The organism is Streptomyces mayteni, assembly GCF_054783955.1.
The window spans coordinates 1-16,126 of the sequence record NZ_BAAGPR010000142.1 but is presented as its reverse complement, the minus strand read 5'-3'; the positions used below and the strand labels follow the sequence as shown (position 1 = coordinate 16,126).

General features: G+C 71.5%; 13 protein-coding genes and 1 pseudogene. 10 read left to right on the top strand and 4 right to left on the bottom strand.

The window, feature by feature from the left end; genetic code table 11:
• Positions 1-250 precede the first annotated feature (250 nt).
• Genes ACYVPE_RS35830 through ACYVPE_RS35820 form a run of 3 tightly spaced genes read right to left on the bottom strand, consistent with a single transcriptional unit; the run spans position 251 to position 2,825 of the window.
• Positions 251-1,438: a Gfo/Idh/MocA family protein gene (locus ACYVPE_RS35830; RefSeq protein ID WP_461037996.1), complete on the bottom strand. Its 1,188-nt coding sequence runs from the start codon at positions 1,436-1,438 to the stop codon at positions 251-253.
• Positions 1,439-1,494: 56 nt separating this feature from the next.
• Positions 1,495-2,163 carry a potassium channel family protein gene (locus ACYVPE_RS35825; protein ID WP_461037995.1) on the bottom strand — a complete coding sequence of 223 codons (669 nt, stop codon included), beginning with the start codon at positions 2,161-2,163 and terminating at the stop codon, positions 1,495-1,497.
• Entirely contained in the window at positions 2,160-2,825 is a 666-nt protein-coding gene (locus ACYVPE_RS35820) for a potassium channel family protein (RefSeq protein WP_461037994.1), read from the bottom strand. Before ACYVPE_RS35820 ends, ACYVPE_RS35825 begins: the two co-directional genes overlap by 4 nt.
• A gap of 154 nt (positions 2,826-2,979) precedes the next feature.
• Between ACYVPE_RS35820 and ACYVPE_RS35815 the strand changes: the two genes are divergently transcribed.
• The 4 genes from ACYVPE_RS35815 to ACYVPE_RS35800 all read left to right on the top strand — a co-directional run bounded on the left by ACYVPE_RS35815 (position 2,980) and on the right by ACYVPE_RS35800 (position 11,986).
• Positions 2,980-5,076 carry an APC family permease gene (locus tag ACYVPE_RS35815; RefSeq protein WP_461037993.1) on the top strand — a complete coding sequence of 699 codons (2,097 nt, stop codon included), beginning with the start codon at positions 2,980-2,982 and terminating at the stop codon, positions 5,074-5,076.
• A 210-nt stretch (positions 5,077-5,286) separates the two neighbouring features.
• Positions 5,287-6,651, top strand: a complete 1,365-nt coding sequence (locus tag ACYVPE_RS35810) for a class I SAM-dependent RNA methyltransferase (RefSeq protein ID WP_461037992.1) — start codon at positions 5,287-5,289, stop codon at positions 6,649-6,651.
• A gap of 180 nt (positions 6,652-6,831) precedes the next feature.
• Positions 6,832-11,430: a DUF6531 domain-containing protein gene (locus ACYVPE_RS35805; RefSeq protein WP_461037991.1), complete on the top strand. Its 4,599-nt coding sequence runs from the start codon at positions 6,832-6,834 to the stop codon at positions 11,428-11,430.
• A gap of 13 nt (positions 11,431-11,443) precedes the next feature.
• Positions 11,444-11,986, top strand: a complete 543-nt coding sequence (locus ACYVPE_RS35800; RefSeq protein ID WP_461037990.1) for a hypothetical protein — start codon at positions 11,444-11,446, stop codon at positions 11,984-11,986.
• A gap of 14 nt (positions 11,987-12,000) precedes the next feature.
• Here ACYVPE_RS35800 and ACYVPE_RS35795 read toward each other — a convergent pair whose 3' ends face one another.
• Positions 12,001-12,228, bottom strand: coding sequence for a hypothetical protein (locus ACYVPE_RS35795; RefSeq protein ID WP_461037989.1), 228 nt, complete (start codon positions 12,226-12,228; stop codon positions 12,001-12,003).
• 180 nt (positions 12,229-12,408) lie between these two features.
• Between ACYVPE_RS35795 and ACYVPE_RS35790 the strand changes: the two genes are divergently transcribed.
• The 6 genes and pseudogenes from ACYVPE_RS35790 to ACYVPE_RS35765 all read left to right on the top strand — a co-directional run.
• Positions 12,409-13,251: a helix-turn-helix domain-containing protein gene (locus ACYVPE_RS35790; RefSeq protein WP_461037988.1), complete on the top strand. Its 843-nt coding sequence runs from the start codon at positions 12,409-12,411 to the stop codon at positions 13,249-13,251.
• Positions 13,233-13,442 carry a DUF397 domain-containing protein gene (locus ACYVPE_RS35785; RefSeq protein WP_461037987.1) on the top strand — a complete coding sequence of 70 codons (210 nt, stop codon included), beginning with the start codon at positions 13,233-13,235 and terminating at the stop codon, positions 13,440-13,442. Before ACYVPE_RS35790 ends, ACYVPE_RS35785 begins: the two co-directional genes overlap by 19 nt.
• 326 nt (positions 13,443-13,768) lie before the next feature.
• Positions 13,769-14,098 carry a hypothetical protein gene (locus ACYVPE_RS35780; protein WP_461037986.1) on the top strand — a complete coding sequence of 110 codons (330 nt, stop codon included), beginning with the start codon at positions 13,769-13,771 and terminating at the stop codon, positions 14,096-14,098.
• A gap of 48 nt (positions 14,099-14,146) precedes the next feature.
• Complete coding sequence (locus ACYVPE_RS35775) at positions 14,147-14,458, top strand: hypothetical protein (protein ID WP_461037985.1); 312 nt, start codon at positions 14,147-14,149, stop codon at positions 14,456-14,458.
• 28 nt (positions 14,459-14,486) lie between these two features.
• Entirely contained in the window at positions 14,487-14,882 is a 396-nt protein-coding gene (locus ACYVPE_RS35770; RefSeq protein WP_461037984.1) for a hypothetical protein, read from the top strand.
• 6 nt (positions 14,883-14,888) lie between these two features.
• A pseudogene (locus ACYVPE_RS35765) lies at positions 14,889-16,126 on the top strand (hypothetical protein); the annotation flags it as partial.

Sequence of the window (16,126 nt, the reverse complement as noted above, 5' to 3'; positions counted from 1 at the left end):
GGGGGGGGGGGGGGGGGGGGGGGGGGGGGGAAAACCCCGCGCGAAGCGCGGGGCACCCACCCACGCCCGGCGGCGAAGCCCTCGCCAGGGCCGCCCGCCAGGGCCCACCCCGCGCGAAGCGCGGAAAAGGGCGGGTGGGTGGGGGCAAATCCCCGGCGCGAAGCGCCGCTCCCTCCCGCGCGGAGCGCGGACGAAAGGGCTCGTGGGGGCACCTCCCAGCGCTAGCTGGGGGTGGGTGGGAGAAGCCCGGCTACAGCGCCACCCACGAACCCCCCTCCGCCGACGCGGCCAACGCCTCGACCGCGGCCGCCGCCGCCACCGCATCGCCCATCGTCGCCGCGCGGCGGTCCGGGGAGAGGAAGTCCGCCGCTTCGGCCACCTTCGAGTCGTCGTAGCTCATCGCGTTGCCCGCGCCCGGGTGGAACCGCTCGTAGTCGCCGTCGCCCGGCGCGGCCGTCCACCGGGCGACCGACTGGTTGAGGTAGGAGTCGCCGATGCTCACCGCCAGTTCGCCGGGCCGGCGGAAGTCCCAGGCGAGCAGCCCCTTCGTGCCGTGCACCGAGAAGCCGTAGGCGTTCTGCTCGCCCACCGCCGCCCGGCTCGCCTCGAAGGTGACCGGGACGCCGCCCGCGGTGCGGAGTAGCGCGCAGACGTAGTCGTCGTTCTCGACCCGGCCCGTCTCGGCGTCCGCCGCCGCTACCTCGTAGTGGCCGGCACCGGGCGCGCCAGGCAACGGCCGTCGCGGGGTGAAGACGGCGGTCTCGGCGACCACGGCCGCCAGGTCGCCGAGCAGGAACCGCACCAGGTCGACGCCGTGCGAGGCCAGGTCGCCCAGCACCCCGCTGCCGCCGAGTCGGTGGGTGAAGCGCCAGCTGAGTGCGGCCAGGGGATGTGCCGCGTAGTCGGTGCGGAGCCGGCAGTCGGCGTGCGTCGGGGTGCCGATGGCGCCCTCGGCGAGCAGCGCGCGGGCCCGGGCCACGGCGGGGAACGTGCGGTAGTTGAAGCCGACGGCCGCCCGTACCCCGGCCCGGTCGACGGCCTCGGCGACGGCGCGGGCGTCGGCGGCCGTCAGGCCCACCGGCTTCTCGATCCACAGGTCGCGCCCCGCCTCGGCCACCGCCGTGCCGATCTCCCGGTGCAGCGCGTTGGGCGCCGTCACGCTGACCGCGCGCACCTCGGGGTCGGCCAGCAGTTCGCGCCAGTCCGCGTAGCGGCGGGCCGGCGCGAAGCGGGCGGCGAAGTCGTCGAGTTGCGCCGGCACCGGGTCGGCCACCGCCACCAGCCGTGGGCGGACGCCGAGTTCCGGGTAGTGGTGCGGCAGCCGGGCGTACGCCCTGGCGTGCACGTGCCCCATCCAGCCGGCGCCGATGACCCCCACGCCGAGCTCCGTCACACCGTCCACACCGTCCACACCATCCACGCCGTCAGACTCCCTCATGTCGGGAGATTCTGAGGTGCGGATGTCCTGACAAGCAATCCCCGTGCGGCCCCGCGTCAGCGTTCCGGACGCGGCGAGAGCAACGTCCGCAGCTCGGGCTCGCGCGCCCCGGCCGCGACGAACAGCAGCTCGTCGCCCGCCGCCAGCGCGTCGTCCGGGTCGGGGATCAGCACCCGCGAGCCGCGGATGATCGTCACCAGCGCCGTGTCCTGCGGCCAGGCCACCTCGCCCACCCGGGTGCCGACCAGCGCGGCGCCCTCCGGCAGCGTCAGTTCCATCAGGTTGGCGTCACCCTGACTGAACCGCATCAGCCGCACCAGGTCGCCGACGCTCACCGCCTCCTCCACCAGCGCGGACATCAGCCGCGGCGTGGAGACGGCGACGTCGACGCCCCAGGAGTCGTTGAACAGCCACTCGTTGTTGGGGTGGTTGACCCTGGCCACCACCCGCGGCACCCCGTACTCGGTCTTCGCGAGCAGCGACACCACCAGGTTGACCTTGTCGTCGCCGCTCGCCGCGATCACCACCTGGCAACGTTCCAGCGCCGCCTCGTCGAGCGTCGTGATCTCGCAGGCGTCCGCCAGCAGCCACTCGGCCTCCGGCACCCGCACCACGGAGACCGCCTCCGGCGACTTGTCGATCAACAGCACCTCGTGGCCGTTCTCCAGCAGCTCCCTGGCCACCGACCGGCCCACCGCGCCGGCCCCGGCGATCACGACTCTCATGCCGGCTCCTCAGGTCCCCGCAGGCAGGCGGCCTCGACCTCGGCCACCCGGTCGCCGTACATCATCACGTGCACCAGATCACCCTCCTGGAGGACCGTGCTCGCGGTCGGCAGCATCGCCTCGCCCAGCCGGGTCAGGAACGCGACCCGGACGCCCGTGTGCTCCTGGAACTCGCTGACCCGGCGGCCGACCCAGCTCAGCGCCACGTGCACCTCGGAGAGCTGCACCCCGCCCGACGGGTCCCGCCACAGCGGTTCGGCGCCGGACGGCAGCAGCCGCCGCAGCATCTGGTCCGCGGTCCAGCGCACGGTCGCCACGGTCGGGATCCCGAACCGCTCGTACACCTCGGCCCGGCGCGGGTCGTAGATGCGGGCCGTGACGTTCTCCACGCCGAAGACCTCGCGCGCCACCCGGGCCGCGATGATGTTGGAGTTGTCGCCGCTGCTGACCGCCGCGAAGGCCCCGGCGTCCTGCACGCCCGCCTCGGTGAGCGTGCCGCGGTCGAAGCCGAGCCCGGTGACGCGACGGCCGGCGAACCGTGAGCCGAGACGGCGGAAGGCCGTGGGGTCCCGGTCGATGACGGCGACCGAGTGCCCCCGTTCCTCCAGGGTCTGGGCGAGGGCGGCGCCGACCCGCCCGCATCCCATGATCACGATGTGCATCGGTCTCCGTGCCTAGGTCGAGCGTCCTGCCGGTCGGGCAGGGACATCGCGTCGTACAGGTCTTCGCGTCCTACAGGGGCTTCGCAGCGCACCACGCTACCGGGCCTCCGGGCGGCTGTCCGTTTCAGGGGGCCACCGGGCGTAACGTGGCCGCATGGCGGTCACCAAGCGCGTCCTGTTGGGCCGCGCGCTGCGCAGCGACACCCTGCGCGAGACCCTGTTGCCCAAGCGCATCGCCCTCCCGGTCTTCGCCTCCGACCCCCTCTCGTCCGTGGCCTACGCGCCGGGCGAGGTCCTGCTGATCCTCTCCATCGCCGGCCTCTCCGCCTACCACCACAGCGGCTGGATCACCCTCGCCATCGTGGTGCTGATGATCACCGTGGTGGCGTCCTACCGGCAGACCGTGCACGCCTATCCGGGGGGCGGCGGCGCCTACGCGGTGGTGTCAGGCAACTTCGGCCGCCGGGCCGGGCTCACGGTCGGCAGCGCGCTGCTCGTCGACTACGTGCTGACCGTCGCCGTCTCCGTCTCGGCCGGCATCGACAACCTGGGCTCCGCGATCAGCGTCGTCAAGGACCACGCCGTGCTCGCCGCGTTCGTGGTGATCGTCCTGCTGATGCTGCTCAACCTGCGCGGCGTCAAGGAGTCCGGCACCCTGTTCGCCATCCCCACCTACGCCTTCGTCGTCGCCGTGCTCGGCACCGTGGCGTGGGGCGGGTTCCGCTGGCTGGTGCTCGACGACCACATGCGCGCCCCCACCGCCCACTTCGAGATCGTGCCCGAGCAGACCGGCCTCTCGGCCTTCGCCATGGGCTTCCTGCTGCTCCGCGCCTTCTCCTCGGGCTGCGCGGCGCTCACCGGCGTCGAGGCCATCAGCAACGGGGTGCCGGCCTTCCGGGAGCCCAAGGAGCGCAACGCGGCCACCACGCTGCTCATCATGGGCACGCTGGCCACCACCATGTTCCTCGGGGTGATGGCCCTCGCCCTGCACACCGACGTGCACATGGCCGAGAACCCGGCCCGCGACCTGCTGATCGACGGCCGCCCGGCCGGCGACGGCTACCACCAGGAGCCGGTCATCGCCCAGGTCGGGGCCGCCGTCTTCGGCAGCGGCTCCTTCCTGTTCTTCGTGCTGGCCGCCGCCACCGCCCTGGTCCTCTTCCTGGCCGCCAACACCGCCTACAACGGCTTCCCGGTGCTCGGCGCGATCCTCGCCCAGGACCGCTACCTGCCCCGCCAACTCCACACCCGCGGCGACCGGCTCGCCTTCAGCAACGGCATCGCCTTCCTCACCCTGCTCGCCGCGCTGCTCGTCGCCGTCTTCAACGCCAACGTCAACCAGCTGATCCAGCTCTACATCGTCGGCGTCTTCGTCTCCTTCACCGGCAGCCAGAGCGGCATGGTCCGGCACTGGAACCGGCTGCTCGCCACCGAGACCGACCGCCGGGCGCGCCGCCGGATGGCCAGGGCCAGGGCGCTCAACGGCTTCGGCGCCGGCCTCTGCGCGCTGGTGCTCGCCATCGTGGTGCTGACCAAGTTCACCCAGGGCGCCTGGGTGTCGCTGGTTGGCATGGCGCTCTTCTATTCCCTGATGAACGCCATCCGCCGGCACTACGACCGGGTCGCGGACGAACTCGCCCTCGACCCGTCGGAGAAGCGCCCCGACGTGCGCGCCTCCCAGGTGCACGCGGTCGTCCTCGTCTCCAAGATCCACAAGCCGACGCTGCGCGCCCTCTCCTACGCCAAGCTGCTGCGCGCCGACAGCCTGGTGGCGGTCACCATCGCCGTCGACCCCGAGGAGGCCGACGCCCTCAGGGCCGAGTGGCGGCGCTGGGACCTCGACGTGCCGCTCAAGGTGCTGGAGGCCCCCTACCGGGAGATCACCCACCCCTTCGTCGGCTTCGTGAAGGAGCTGCGCCACCGGCACCCGAACGACGTGGTGAGCGTGATCATCCCCGAGTACGTGGTGGGCCGCTGGTACGAGGCGCTGCTGCACAACCAGAGCGCGCTGCGGCTCAAGGGCCGGCTGCTGCTGACGCCGGGCGTGACGGTCACCTCGGTGCCGTGGCAGCTCAGCTCGGCCGAGGCGGCCAGGGCACGGCTGAAGCGCCGCGCCCCCTTCCACCCGCCGGGCCACGTGCGGCGGGGCTTCCACCGACCGCACCTCCCGCATCTCCCGCACGTCCCGCACTGGCCGCACCGGTCCCACCGGGACGGCGGCGGTTCCGAGGAGCATCGACGCCGGCCGTAGACTGGGCCCTGTCCTGCCGATCTTGCCGGGCCCGCGACGCCAGCTACGGCCACTCGCCGCGTTACCGAATCGCGCGAATACGGCCACGTATGAGCTGCGATCCGGCGCCTTGCGATTGACCGCATCTGACGCCGCGGGCTGATCCGACAAGATCGACAGGACAGGACCCGCGTCCGCCTCCCCTTCCACCCACAGGAGCCCGACCCCCCCATGGCCAGCACGGACTCGTCCCCCACGACGCCCACCGCGGCGTCGCTCGCCGGCCAGGAGTACGAGGTCGAGGTCGGCCCGGTGGCGCACGGCGGCCACTGCGTGGCCCGCACCGCCGAGGGGCGGGTCCTCTTCGTCCGGCACACGCTGCCTGGCGAGCGCGTCGTCGCCCGGGTCACCGAGGGCCGCGAGGACTCCCGTTTCCTACGCGCCGACGCCGTCGAGATCCTGGAGCCCGCCAAGGACCGGGTGCCCGCGCCCTGCCCCTACGCCGCCCCCGGGCGGTGCGGCGGCTGCGACTGGCAGCACGTCAAGCCGGGCGCCCAGCGTCGGCTCAAGGGCGAGGTGCTGGCCGAGCAGTTGGCCAAGCTCGCCGGGCTGACCCCGGAGGAGGCCGGCTGGGACGGCACCGTCGAGCCGGCCCCCGGCGACAAGGTGGAGCCCGGCGAGGTGCCCGCCTGGCGCACCCGGGTCCAGTACGCGATCGACGACGAGGGCCGGGCCGGGCTGCGCCGGCACCGCTCGCACGAGGTGGAGCCGATCGACCGCTGCCTGATCGCCGCCGAGGCCGTCACCGAACTGGGCGTCGAGGCCCGCAGTTGGCCGGACATGGCGACCGTGGAGGCCGTCGCCGCCACCGGCTCGAACGACCGCATGGTGGTGCTCACGCCGCGCCCCGGCGGCCGGCTGCCGCTGGTGGAGCTGGACCGGCCGGTCTCCGTAATGCGCGCCGAGGAGGAGCGCGGGCGCGGCCCGCAGGCGCTGCACCGGGTGCACGGCCGGGCCTTCGTCCGGGAGCGGGCCGACGACCGCACCTGGCGGGTCGGCGGCGGCGGCTTCTGGCAGGTGCACCACCAGGCGGCCGGGGTGCTGGTGGACGCGGTGATGCGCGGCCTCACCCCGCGCCGCGGCGAGACCGCCATCGACCTCTACTGCGGCGCTGGCCTCTTCGCCGGCGCGCTGGCCGACCGGATGGGCGAGCGGGGCGCCGTCCTCGGCATCGAGGCGTCCAAGCGCGCCGTCGAGGACGCCCGCCACAACCTGGCCGACTTCCCCCGGGTCCGGATCGAACACGGCACGGTGGAGCGGGTGTTGCCGCGCACCGGGATCACCGAGGCCGACCTGATCGTCCTCGACCCACCCCGCGCCGGCGCCGGCCGCGACGTCGTCCGGCACATCGCCCCCCTCGGCGCCCGCCGCATCGCCTACGTCGCCTGCGACCCGGCCGCCCTCGCCCGCGACCTCGCCCACTTCCGCGACGCCGGCTACCTCCCCCGCTTCATCCGGGCCTTCGACCTGTTCCCGATGACCCACCACCTGGAGTGCGTGGCCATCCTCGAACCGGCGGCGAAGACGCGGCGCTGAGCCCTGCCCCGTGCCCCTGCCGAGGGGCGCCGCGCCGGTTGAACTGGCGATGACCTGTGACAGATCCGCCATGGCGCGACGCGTCGACCGTCCCTAGCGTGAGCGGATCGCGGTTTCTGATCGTCGTTGTGCACGGGGGTGTGGGGGATGGGGCGGTCGTCTGACTGGAGTCCGGTCGACATGGACTCGGATCCGACTCCGGGGAATCCCGAGGAGGTGCGGACGCTGGCCGACCAGCTCCAGTCGTTCGCGGATGACGTGGGCGAGGCGCTGGGCCAGGTCCGTGGCATGTCCGAGGACCGGGCGGTGATGGACTGGGCGGGGTTGTCGGCTGAGGCGTTCCGGTCGGAGTTCGACGGAGTGCCGGGCAATCTGGAGAAGCTCCAGACCTCCTACGACCTGGCCGCGCAGGCGTTGCAGTCGTACTGGCCGACGCTGGAGAACGCGCAGGGCATGGCCGACCGGGCGTTGGACCGGGCGATCGCCGCGCAGGCCGACCTGTCGTCGGCGCAGGGCGCGTTGAGTGACGCGCAGGACTGGGTGTCGCGGGCCGGTGACGAGGCCGACCGTCTGGAGCGTGAGGGCGAGCGGGAGAACGTGGAGCCGCCGTCCGAGGCGGAGGTCAGGGCGGCGACGCGTGACGCGAACGCCGCTGAGGGCGCTGCCTCGGATGCCCAGGGCCGGGTGGACGCGGCCGAGGAGGCGCTGTCGGCGGCGCGGGAGTTGGCCCGGCAGGCGAAGGAGATGCGGGAGGACGCGGCCCGCACCTGTGCCGACGGGATCGACGAGGCGTCCGACGCGGGTATCCAGAACCGGCGTTGGTGGGAGGACGCGATCCACTGGGTGTCCGAGAACTGGGACACCATCGTCGAGATATGCAAGGTCGTCGTCGCGGTGCTCGGCATCGTGGTGATGATCATCGGCGGCCCGCTGGCCTGGGTCGTCCTCGCCGCCGCCCTGGTGGTGTTGGCCGACACCCTCTACGACTACGCCAACGGCCGGGCGTCCCTGTGGGACGTCGCCTTCGCGGCTTTGGACTGCATCCCGGGCATGAAGGGGCTCACCACCCTCGGCGGCCTCGCCCGCGGCATGCGCTCCCTCGGCACCATGGGCCTGCGCGGCATGGGGCAGGGACTGCGGGGCCTGGCCACCCGGGGGCGGACGATGATCGCGGACGGCATGCAGTCCGCCTACGCCCGGGGTCGGAACCTCATCCGCAGTGGCGGCACCGACCCGGTGGACATGGCCACCGGCCACATGTACCTGCCGCAGACCGACCTGACGCTGCCCGGCACGCTGGCGTTCGCGTTCACCCGCCGCCTCCAGTCCGGCTACCGGACCGGGCGGTGGTTCGGCCCCTCGTGGTCCTCCACCCTCGACCAGCGCCTCGAAGTGGACGACGAGGGCGTGGTGTTCGTCGCCGAGGACGGCATGATCCTCGCCTACCCCCACCTGGACGAGACCGCCGGTTCCATCCTGCCGGGCGTCGGCCCCCGCTGGCCCCTCACGCGCTCGCCGGACGGCGGCTACACGCTCACCGAACCGATCACCGGCCACAGCCGCCACTTCCGCCACCCCGACGACCGCGGCGAGTGCCGCCTCCTCGGCATATCCGACCGCAACGGCAACCGCGTCGACATCGACTACGACCCCGAGGGCTCCCCCACCGCGATCCGCCACTCCGGCGGCTACCACCTCACCCTCACCACCCACCTCGGCCGGGTCACCACCCTCGCCCTGGCGAACGCCGCCGACGACGGCTCCGACGCGGTGATCAAACGCTTCGGTTACTCCGAAGGCAACCTGACCGAGGACATCGACTCCTCCGGCCTCTCCCTGCGCTTCACCTACGACGAGCGACTGCGCGTCACCTCCTGGACCGACCGGAACGACCGACGCTACGACTACACCTACGACGAACAGGACCGCTGCGTCGCCGAAGGAGGCGAGGCGGGCCACATCACCGTCGCCATCGCCTACGACCGCACCGACGCTGAGTGGCCTGACGCGTCCGTCACTGTCCTGACCACCGCCGAGGGCGCCGTCACCCGGTTCGTGACGAACGAGAAACACCAGGTCATCGCGGAGATCGATCCGCTCGGCCACACCACCCGCACCGAGTACGACGCCAACCACCATCCCGTGGCCCAGACCGATCCGCTCGGCCACACCACGCGTTTCGTCACCGATCCCACCGGCATGCCCTCCGTCATCACGTACCCGGACGGGACGGAGACCCGCTTCGCCTATGACGACCTGGGCCGTCTGTCCGCAGTCACCCTCCCCGACGGAGGCACCACACGACGTGCCTACGACGAGCGCGGGAACTGCGTCGCCGTCAGCGAACCCGCCGGCGCGACCACCCGGTACGCCTACGACGGAACCGGGCGTGTCACGGAGGTGTTTGACGCGCTGGCGAACCGCCGGACGGTGCGCTGCAACGACGCGGGGCTCCCCACACTCGCGACCACACCGTCCCCCACCGGTGAGGGACGGCTCTCCAAGACGGCCCCCACCCAGGCATGGCGGCACGACGCCTTCGGCCGCATCGTCGCCTTCACCGACGCCGAGGGGAACACCACCCGCCTGACCTGGTCGACCGAAGGCCGTCTGCTGCGCCGGGCCACGGCGGACGGCGCCGTGGAGAGCTGGACGTACGACGGTGAGGGGAACTGCACGAGCCACACCACGCCAACCGGCCAGGTGTCCCGTTTCGAGTACACCCACTTCGACGTGCCGACCGCCCGCATCGGGCCCGACGGTGTGCGCTACACGTTCACGCACGATGCGAGCCTGCGTCTCACCCAGGTCACCGATCCCCAGGGACTGACCTGGACCTACACCTACGACGCGGCCGGCCGTCTCGTTTCGGAGACCGACTTCGACGACCGCACCCTGCACTACGCCCACGATGCCACCGGCCGCCTGGCGGCTCGCACCAACGCCCTCGGCCGTACAACCCACTTCGCATACGACTCCATGGGCCGCATGAAGCGCAAGGACAGCGCGGGCCAGCTCACCACGTTCACCTACGACGCCAACGGCCGCCTGACCGAGGCGGCGGCCCCGGGCACCACTCTCTCCCTGGAACGGGACGCTAACGGGTCGCTGCGGTCCGAGACCGTGAACGGCCGCACCCTCCGATACGTCCACGACGAACTGGGCCGCCGCGTCGGCCGCACCACCCCCAGCGGCGCGACCACGGCCTGGACCTACGACGCGGCCGGCAACCGTACCCGTCTCGACACCTCAGGGCGTACGGTGCGCTTCGCTCACGACTGGTCCGGCCGGGAGACGACGCGTCGCTTCGGCCAGGGTGCCACGCTGACCCACGGCCTCGACGAACTCGGTCGCCTCATCGAGCAGTCGGTGTCGGCGAGCGACGGGCGCCGGGTGCAGCACCGCTCCTACTCCTATGCCGAGGACGGCGTCCTCGTCGGGATCGACGACCAACTGTCCGGCAGCCGTCGCTTCGTGCTCGACCAGGCCAACCGGGTCACGGCCGTCGACGGACACAACTGGTCCGAGCGCTACGCCTACGACGCGGCCGGAAACCAGACCGACGCGTCCTGGCCCGCCGACCACACGGGCCATTCGGAGGCGACCGGCGCACGCGACTACGTCGGGACGCGCATCACCCGTGCCGGCAACACCCACTACGAGCATGACCAGTTGGGCAGGGTCACCGTGCGCCGGCAGGCCCGCCCGTCCCGCAAACCCGCGGTCTGGCACTACACCTGGGACGACGAGGACCGCCTGACCGCGGTGGTCACACCGGACAGCACCCAGTGGCGCTATCTCTACGATCCCCTAGGTCGACGCACCGCCAAGCAGCGGCTGGCCGCCGACGGCCACACGGTCCTGGAACAGGTCGACTTCACCTGGGACGGCGTCACGCTCTGCGAGCAGACCACACACTCGCCATCCAGCGCCCATGCCGTGACGCTGACCTGGGAGCACGACGGGATCCGCCCGATCACCCAGACGGAACGCGTCATCACCCGCGACGCCCCGCAGGCGGACGTCGACTCGCGCTTCTTCGCCATCGTCACCGACCTCGTCGGCACCCCGACGGAACTCGTCGACGAGTTCGGGGAGATCGCCTGGCGCACGCGCTCCACCCTGTGGGGCCACACGGCCTGGAACGCGGACTCCGCCGCCTACACCCCGCTGCGTTTCCCGGGCCAGTACTTCGACCCCGAGACCGGCCTGCACTACAACTACTTCCGTCACTACGACCCCGAGACCGCGCGCTACCTCTCCCCGGACCCCCTCGGCCTCGCCCCGGCCCCCAACCCGGCCACGTACGTCCACAACCCGCACACCACGATGGACCCGCTCGGCCTCTCGCCCTACTACAGCGAGATCGGTCCCAACGGGCAGCGCGGCGCCGCCTACGCCGAGGTGACGCCGCAGGTGCTGCAGGACGCGGCCAACAACCTCATCGGATCCCCCGCGGGTCGCGGCCGCCGCTACGCGCCACCGGGCTTCGGCGGCGACGTGGCGGGCCACAGCCGCGGGCACCTGATCGGCAGGCAGTTCGGAGGGGACGGCCGTGACATGCGCAACCTGGTCACCCAGAGCCAGACGCAGAACAACCAGTTCATCACCGTCGCGGAGAACCAGATCGCCGACCACGTGCGGAACACCGGCAACACGGTCATCATGAGCGTGACCCCCGAGTACGCGAGTGCGACCGCGGACATTCCGAGTCATATCCTCATCGAGGCGGTCGACGACTTCGGCTGGTCGTTCCGCGAAAGAATCCCCAACATATGAGAGGGCACTATCGATGGCGGACCTGTCGACCGGAGATCTCCCCGATCTCACCACGCTCTGCCCGCCGCCGGCCACACCCGTTCGTCCCGTCCTCTCCGGGGAACAGACGGTGCGTCCCACCATCCCGGAAAGCCACCGGGCCCTCGTCGACACCTACGGAGTCGGCTGCTTCGACGAGTTCCTGTGGATCTACGGGCTCGGCGCCGAGAACCCGCACCAGGACATCGTCGCGGCCACCGACTCCATGCGGGCCATCCTGCGGGGAATGAGGATCGCCGAGATCCGCGAGGCGTTGCGCGTGTACGGCCTCGGCCCTGACGAACTCGTGCAGTGGGGTGGCACCGACAACGGCGACGCCCTCCTCTGGGTCCCGGTCGGCGATCCCGGTGCCTGGCCGACCCTGATCATCGAGACCGGCCAGCTGGACTTCGCTCTGCTGGAGGGAAGCTCGACCAGGATCATCCTGGACCTGTTGACGGGAGCGCTGCGCGTCCGCTGCTTCCCCGAGGACTTCCCCAGTGACGAACCGGAGTTCTCGATCAACCCCTACGCGTGAGATAGCCGCCTCGCTCAGCGGGTCGGGTTGCTGCTCCGCGCGTTCACCACCGCGAGGCGGGCGTGGAGCACCTCCGCCGGGCTTATGGCGCGGATGTCGCCCGGGGCGGCGTCCCACTCGCGTCCGCCGCCCAGCGGGCGGAGCTGGTAGCAGGGGCCGACGTGCCCCATGACGACGCCGACCCGGTCACGCGACGTGTCGTACACGGTCGCGCCCACGGCAGGTTCGTCCCCGACCGTCATGATTCGCTCACTCCTTCGGGTGCCACTCACGCGGATTCCCGGCTCCGGCGACATGATCGAAGTACCGTGCGCGACGGAGCCATTACGAGAATGCGTCCGCGGTGGGGTGGGCACGCCGGAGAGCGGGCCGGGCTTCCCGGGCGGGCGGGGCACGTTCCACACGTTCCACGGGAGGCGCTCATGCCGATGAGACGAGTGATCACCGGCCGGAGTCGAGAGCCACGCGCACGCTTCGCTGAGGAGCTGCGCCGGCTGCGGGCCGAGCGCGGCGACAGCCTGCGGCGGCTGGGCGAACGGCTGGGCTGGGACTGGTCGTTGTTCGGCAAGATGGAGAAGGGCGAGACGCTCGGCGGCCCGGAGGTCGTCCAGGCGCTCGACGTGTACTACGGGACACCGGGGTTGTTGCTGGCCCTGTGGGAGCTGGCGGTGAGCGACAAGTCTCAGTTCCGCGAGCAGTACCAGCGCTACATGGCGCTGGAGGCGGAGGCGACCGGCATCTCGCACTTCGCGGTGAGCGTGCTGCCCGGGTTGCTTCAGACGCCGGAATACGCGAGGGAGTTGCTGGTGTCGGGTGGGCTCAGGGGGCAGGAGCTGGAACAGCAAGTTGAGGCACGGATGAGTCGACGCGATCTTCTCGAGGGCGATGACGCACCGCCGTTCCGGACGATCCTGTCGGAGGCAGTGCTACGGACGCGGCTACGCACTGCGGGGGAGTGGCGGCCACAGTTGGAGCACCTGGCGGAGATGTGTGAGCGGCGAAACGTGACGATTCACGTCCTGCCGTTCGAGGCTGGGCTGTACGGACTGGACGGCACCGACGTCTGGTTCCTGCGCATGCTGGGCGGGCGTACCGTTGCGTACACCGAGAACGCCCACCGGGGCGAACTCGTCGAGGAACACGGCCCAGTTGATCGACTGCAACGTGCATACGATGCGGTACGCGACCTGGCCCTTCCCCCGGTCGAGTCGCGGAAGTTCATCCTGGGCATGTTGGAGGAAGTGCCATGCGATCCCTCGACCTGAGCGCCGGCACATGGCGCAAGAGTTCTCATAGCAACTCGGACGGAGGCGCGTGCCTCGAAGTCGCTGATGGCGTCGCCTCCGTTGTCCCCGTGCGGGACAGCAAGGACGCTCACGGCCCCGTGCTCGCCTTCGCCGTTGGCGGCTGGTCGTCGTTCGTCGCGGCCGTGCGCGGTGGCGCGTTCGGCGGCTGACTCCATGTGCGGTTGCAACCCGCTCGCGCTGGGTAGTTGAGGTTTTGCTGAGCCTTGAGGTTCCTCTGAGGTAGCGTGCCGATCGCAGGCGCTACCGTATGCGCGCGGGTGGTGTGTTACGGCCAACACATCACGCAACCGGGCGGCCACCACCCTGACTTGGGATGTCAGCCCGTGGCGTTCGGCTGTTTGCTACACAACTGATACGAGATCTTTGATGTGCCCACACCGACCCTGTCGGATCATGGGCGAGGCATGCGGGGGCGTGTGCCTTCACGAATCACGGCATCGCTGCCCGACCAGCAGAGTGCGAAAGTGAGGGAACGATGGAGCCAGAAGTCAAGCTGTCGCCCGCAGAGGTCGATCGCGTCATGCGGATCCTCGACGAGGCCCGCACCGACATGGACGAGGTGGCCGGCGGCCTCGGTGGACACGCGGCCACCTTCGGCACCGCCTACCGCGGCGGGGGTACCGCGCGTGGTATCGAGACCTACGAGGGGCTCGGCCGGGCAGGCCAGGCGCTGGCCGAAGCGCTCAACGGCCTCTCCCAGGACCTCGGCCTGACCGCGACCACCGGTCGTGAGACCGACGCCGACGCGGAGTCGACCCTCAACCAGGTCACCGTCTACGACCCGCGGATTTCTCAGGCGATCTGATCGTCAGCCGGCACACGAGTACCCAGCGAGAGAGTAGAAGGAGTTGTCATGCCGAACGACGATCTGATCCATTACCGTCCCGAGCAGATGGAAGCGATCCAGACCCAGACCACATCCCAGCAGGAGCGGTACATCGCCATCTGGGACGACGTGCGCAACCAGCTCCTCGGCCTGATAGCGCAAGATCTGGTCGACGCCCAGATCGGCGCGGTCCTGGAGGAGCGTAACCAGCAGTTCCGGCGCGAAGCCACCGGGTTCGACGACAGCGTCATCGCCCAGAACGCCGCCACGCGCAATGTCGGCAACACCTTCGACGAAGGCAAGCGGGCCATGCTGCGTGCGGCACGGGGCGGGGCCTGACGGCGCCCATTCACGGGGAGTTGGGCACATGACCACGTTGAACATCGGCGCCCTCAACGGCGCCGAGAGAGGTGCCTCGGACCGCGACGGACTTCTGGCGATGCGGACCAGCTTCGCGCAGATCGCCTCCGACGTCACGATGTTCGGCGACGTGCCGAACGCGGCCAAGGCGTCCGCGGCGCTGGAGACCGCGGCCCGCGCCATGCTCAGGGAGTTGCAGCGCAGCGGGCGCACCGTGGACGACATCCGGCTCAGCGCCGCCGAGGCGGCCGGCATCGGTGAGGACACCGACGAGGCCGCCGAGGTCGAGCTGGGGAAGGTTCAGCTCAAGGACGTCAGCAGCTTCGACGACCGCATGGAGGAGAACCACCCGACGAGGCCGCGCGAGTACCGGCGGTCCACCCTGATCATCCCGGGCAGGTGATCGGCCGTGGCCGGTAACGAGCAAGCGTTCTACAAGTCGATCAACGACATTATGAGCGCCCGCTACTTCCACATGCGGGCGGCGGCGGGTGCCTGGATGGCGTTGGCCAGGGCGGCCGGCGCGGAGAGCGGCGCGCTGTCCGGCTCCGCGAGCGAGACCGAGTCCCAGGAGGGGCTCGGCCTGCTCGAGCTCGCCGACCGGATGAACGCCGTCAGCGGTTGGGCCGAGGGCGCGGGGGCCGTGGCCCAGCAGATCGCCGACCAGTTGTCGCGGGCCGGTGAGCGCTCGGCGCAGGCGACGGAACGCGCCGTCGAGCTGGATGTCGAGTACTCCGAGGTCAACACCTGGGAGGAGCAGCGGATCGAGGCGATCGACGTCGGTATGGGCGTGCTCCGTACCAACGAGGTCGCGAACGATCGGCGGGAGATGCTGCGGCAGCAGGCCGAGGCCGAACTGGATGCGCTGGGCGACGAGTTCGCCCGGGTCATCGGGGCGGAGCCGCCGCCGGCGCCCGAGGGCGGCGCCGGTGACAACACCTTCTCCGCGGCCGCCGCCGGTGGTGGCGGAGGCGGCGGCGGTGGTGGCGTCGTGGGTGGCGGCGGTGCCGTGGCCGGTGGTGGCGGCTTCGCGGGCGGTGGTGGCGTGGCCGGCGGTGGTCCCGTCGGCGGTGCCGTCACACAGCCCGACTACCAGGCGCCCAACGGCAGCGTCATCGGCTCGGGGGAGTACCCGGGGGCCAGCGTGCAGGGCCCCGAACGAGGGGACTTCGCGGGCTGGGTGGAGAGCCCCAACACCGGGCATCTCGTCGATCCGGCGACCGGCAGGGAGTTCGACCCCCAGGCCGGCCGGTGGATCGATCCGGTCACCGGGGAGCCGTTCGGTGAGGTCACCGAGTACGCGACGCGGCTGTCCGGCATCGGCGGCGGTCCCGGCGTGGTGGCCACCACCGGTGGTCTCGCGGGCATCGGCGCGGCCGCCGGCGGTCTGGCCAACCTGTACAACGGCATCATGCCGCCGAGCGTCGGCAACTCGGGGCCCGCGCGCGGGCAGATGGCGCAGCAGGCCGCCCGCAACCTGGCCAGGCGGGCCACCGTGGCCAACCGGTTCGCGCTGCACGAGGCCGGGCAGGGCGGTCGTCCCTTCACGCCACCGCCCGGTGCGGCGGCGGGCCGAGGAGGCGAGCCGCTCCAGCGGCTCGGCGCCGGTGGAGGGGGCGCGGCCCGGGGGGCGAGGAGAGGACGGAG